Raw genomic sequence first — 4,742 nt, forward strand, 5'->3', positions numbered from 1 at the left:
CCACCGCACCCGCCGACCAATCCACCTGCGACGACGGCTCATCCACATGCAACGTCCTCGGCAACACCCCATACCGCAACGCCAACACCATCTTGATTACACCAGCCACACCCGCAGCCGCCTGCGCATGACCAATGTTCGACTTCAACGACCCCAGCCACAACGGACGCCCCTCGGACCGATCCTGGCCGTAGGTCGCCATCAGCGCCTGGACCTCGATCGGATCACCCAGCGTGGTGCCCGTGCCGTGGCCCTCCACGGCGTCCACATCGCCCGCCGCCAGTCCCGCACCCGCCAACGCCTGCTGAATCACCCGCTGCTGCGACGGACCATTCGGCGCCGTCAGACCGTTCGACGCACCGTCCTGATTCACCGCACTGCCCCGCACCACCGCCAGCACCCGATGCCCAAGCCGCTCCGCATCCGACAACCGCTCCACCACCAGCACACCCACGCCCTCGGCCCACCCCGTGCCGTCCGCCGAAGCCGCGAACGACTTGCAGCGGCCGTCTTCGGCCATGCCGCGCTGTCGCGAGAAGCCGACGAAGGCGCTGGGGGTGGACATGACGGTGGCCCCTCCTGCCAGCGCCATGGAGCACTCGCCCGACCGCAGCGCCTGCGCGGCCAGATGCAGGCCCACCAGGGAGGATGAGCACGCCGTGTCGATCGTCATCGCCGGGCCCTCGAACCCCAGCTCGTAGGCGACCCGGCCAGTGAGCACACTCGCCGAGCTGCCTGTCATCAGATAGCCCTCGACGCCCTCGGGGACCGTGTCCACGTCCGTGGCGTAGTCCTGGTTGAGGGTGCCGAAGTAGACACCGACGTCCTTGCCGCGCAGGGCCGTCGGATCGATCCCGGCGCGCTCCAACGCCTCCCATGATGTCTCCAGCAACAGCCGCTGCTGCGGATCCATCGCCAGCGCCTCACGCGGCGAAATCCCGAAGAAGCCCGCGTCGAACTCCCCCGCGTCGCGCAGAAAGCCACCCTCGCGGACATAGCTGGTGCCCGGATGATCCGGATCCGGATGGAAGAGGTTCTCCAGATCCCAGCCACGGTCCTCCGGAAACCCACCGACCGCGTCACCGCCGGACACCACCAGGTCCCACAGCTCCTCCGGCGTGGTCACCCCACCCGGCAACCGGCACGCCATCCCCACGATCGCAATCGGCTCCGACCGCGCTATCTCGATCTCGGTGAGTCTCTGCCGCGCCTGGTGCAGGTCTGCGGTCACCCGTTTGAGGTACCGGACCAGCTTCTCGTCGTTGTCCACCGGAGGTCACCTTCCCCTTCACTCGTAGGCGCGGTCGGAATCCGCCGGGTCCACGATTCCGAACTCGTCGTCAATGAAGGCCAGTACGTCGTCGACCGACGCCGCCTCGAGCGTCGCTTCGATGTCGGCGCCTCCGGCCGGCCCGGGGGCATCGGTGCTGAGCTTGGCCGCCAGAGCCCGGAGCCGGGCGGCGGCGCCGGTGTTCTTGGCAGTGTCCGGTGGCCGGGCGGCCACCAGTTCTTCGAGCCTCGCCACTTCGGCCAGCACGGGATCCCGCGTGGCCTCGGTGCCCAGGCGGGTGTTCAGGTGGTCAGCCAGTGTCAGCGGCGTGGGGAAGTCGAAGGCGAACGTGGCGGGGAGCCGCAGCCCGGTACGGGCGAGGAGCCGGTCCCGTAGCTCTATCGCCGTGAGTGAGTCGAAGCCGACGTCGGTGAATGCCGCATCGGGGCCGATACGGCCGACCGATGCGTAGCCGAGCACATACGCCGCCTCCTGCCGGACCAGGTCGAGCAGGATCGCCTGCTGGTCCGCGGGGCCCGCCCCCGCCAGTCGTTCGGTGAGCGCGTCGGCGCCGTGCGCATGCGCCGACTGGGCCTTCTGCCGGATCCGCCCGGGCTGTGGGACCAGCCCGCGCAGCAGTGGCGGCACCGCCCCGGTGGCGGCTTGGGCCCGCAGTGCGCCGGGGTCCAGCTTGATGGGGAGGACCGCGGGTTCACCGGTACGCAGCGCGGTGTCGAAGAGTTCCATGCCCTCGGCAGAGGTCAGCGCGGCGAGTCCGTCGCGTGCCAGTCGACGGTGGTCGGTGACGCCGAGTTGGGCGGTCATCCCCGCGTCCTGGGACCACATGCCCCAGCCGAGGGAGATCGCGGGAAGCCCTTCGGCGGCCCGGTGCTGTGCCAGCGCGTCGAGGTAGGCGTTGGCGGCGGCGTAGTTGCCCTGCCCGGAGCTACCGAAGGTACCGGCGGCGGAGGAGAACAGGACGAAGGCCGACAGGTCCAGGTCCCGGGTCAGCTCATGCAGATGGAGCGCGCCGTCCACCTTCGGCCGGAACACCGCGTCCATACGCTCCGGGGTCAACGCGGTCAGCACACCGTCATCCAGAACACCGGCCGTATGCACCACCGCCGACAGCGGAGCATCGTCCGGAACGGCATCCAGCAGCTCGGCCACCGCGTCCCGGTCCGCCACATCACACGCCACGACCCGCACCCGTGCGCCCGCCTCCACCAGTTCCGCCTCCAACTCGGCGGCACCGGGCGCCCCAGACCCACTGCGGCTCGCCAACACCAGACTCCGCACCCCACGCACGGCCACCAGATGCCGCGCCACCACCCCGCCCAGCGCCCCCGTGCCGCCGGTGACCAACACCGTCCCGTCTACGCCCACACCGCCCGGTTGGGCCTCGGGTGGCTCCGCCACACGGGTGAGCCGCCGCAGGAAGCACGCTCCCGCACGGACCGCGGCCTGCGTCTCGTCGGCGGCGAACAGGGCGGGGACGAGGGTGCTCAGCGTGGCGTAAGAAGAGGGTTCGTCGTCCACGTCCAGCAGGAGGATCCGGCCGGTGTTCTCCGACTGCGCGGTGCCGACCAGCCCCCATACGGCGGCGATGGCGGGATCGACCGGCTCACCCGGGTCCACGGCGACCGCGCCCGTGGTCAGCACGACCATGCGCGTGCTGTCCAGCGCGGGTTCGGTCGACCACGCCTGGATGACCTCCAGTACGCGGCTGGTCAGCTCGCGTACGCCTCCGGTCTCGGCCACCTCGACCGTCACGGCGTCGAACCGGTCACCTCGCGCGGCCAGCGCACGCACATCCTCGGCCGTGGCCACCCGCACCGCGCCCAGTGGGGTGCCATCCGACGTCAGCGCCGTCTTCTCCCATCCCGGGCGGAGCAGACGGTCAGGTGTCGAGGCGGCCTTGACCTGCCCGGGCTCGACCGGGCGGGACACCATCGAACCCACCGAAGCCACCGGGGCGCCGGTCTCATCGGCCAGCTCCAGCGTCAGGGTGTCCTCGCCGGCGGGGAACACCCGTACCCGTAAGGCCGTGGCCCCCGTGGCGTAGAGCGCCACATCGCGCCAGACGAAGGGCAACGCCGTCCGCTGGTCGGCGCGCTCCGCACGGTGCTGGAACGCGGCGGCGTGCAGGGCCGCGTCGAGGAGTGCCGGATGCAGTCCGAACCCGGCCGCCCGCGCCCGATGCTCCTCGGGCAGCGCCACCTCCGCGTACACCGCGCCATCCAGCCGCCACGCCGCTCGCACCCCCTGGAACACCGGCCCATACCGATACCCGGCCCGCTCCAGACCGTCGTACAGGCCCTCCACCTCCACCGGATCCACCGCCACCGCACCCGCCGGAGGCCACGCCGACAGCCCCACATCAGGAGCGGAGAACCCCGCCGCGGCACGCAGCGTCCCGCTCGCGTGCCGCACCCACGCAGCACCTACGCCCGCGTCCTCCGCCCGCGAATACACCCGCACCACACGCCGACCACTCTCATCGGCCTCCGCCACACTCACCCGCACCTGAACGGCCCCGCCCTCCGCCAACACCAGCGGGGCCTCCATCACCAGCTCCTCCACCCCACCGCAACCGACCTCATCACCGGCCCGCACCACCAAGTCAACAAACGCCGCCCCCGGCAACAACACCGCACCCGCAGCCACGTGATCCGCCAGCCACGGATGCGTACCCAGCGACAGCCGGGAGGTGAACAGCACCTCACCCGACCCCGGCACCTCCGTCACCGCACCCAGCAACGGATGCCCGACGCCCATCAACCCCGCGGCCGCCACATCACCCACACCCCGGTGCTCCCCCACCAACCAGTAATGCTCCCGCTGGAAGGCGTACGTCGGCAGATCTACGGAAACGGTGCGCGTTCCGCCCAGCGCAGTCGCCCAGTCCACGTGCACACCACGCGTATGGCAGGTGGCCAGAGCCATGACAAAGGCGCGGGTCTCGTCGCCCTCCCGGCGGAGGGCCGGTACGAAGGCGGCCTGCCCGTCGTCCAGGCAGTCGCGGCCCATCGCGGACAGCGTGCCATCGGGGCCCAGCTCCAGATATGTACTCACCCCGTACTCGGCAAGCGCCCGCACGCCATCCGCGAACCGCACCGCCGAACGCACGTGCTCCACCCAGTACTCGGGGGAACGCACCGTCTCCGTGTCCGCCAGTCGCCCGGTCACGTTGGACACCAGGGGGATCACCGGAGCGGCGAACGACAAGCCCTCAACCACCCGCCGGAACTCCTCCAGCATGGGCTCCATCCGTGCGGAGTGGAACGCGTGTGAAACCGTTAGACGCCTCGTCCGACACCCCTGCCCCGACAACTCCTCCGCCACCCGCAGCACCAGCTCCTCATCCCCGGACACCACCACCGCCGCAGGACCGTTCACCGCCGCGACATCCACCCCCGCCACCAGCAACGGACGCACCTGCTCCTCACCCGCACCCACCGCCACCATCGCA

Annotated in this window: 2 protein-coding genes; both read right to left on the minus strand. The window is 70.8% G+C overall.

The annotated features are described in order from the left end of the window. On the minus strand, positions 1–1,270 hold a 1,270-nt coding region (locus ABD329_RS47255), incomplete at its 3' end, for a beta-ketoacyl synthase N-terminal-like domain-containing protein (RefSeq protein ID WP_344318187.1). Positions 1,271–1,288: 18 nt separating this feature from the next. Beyond that, positions 1,289–4,742: SDR family NAD(P)-dependent oxidoreductase (locus ABD329_RS47260; protein WP_344318189.1), on the minus strand; the 3,454-nt coding region annotated here is incomplete at its 5' end.

The organism is Streptomyces javensis (assembly GCF_039525925.1).
Lineage (GTDB): Bacteria > Actinomycetota > Actinomycetes > Streptomycetales > Streptomycetaceae > Streptomyces > Streptomyces asiaticus.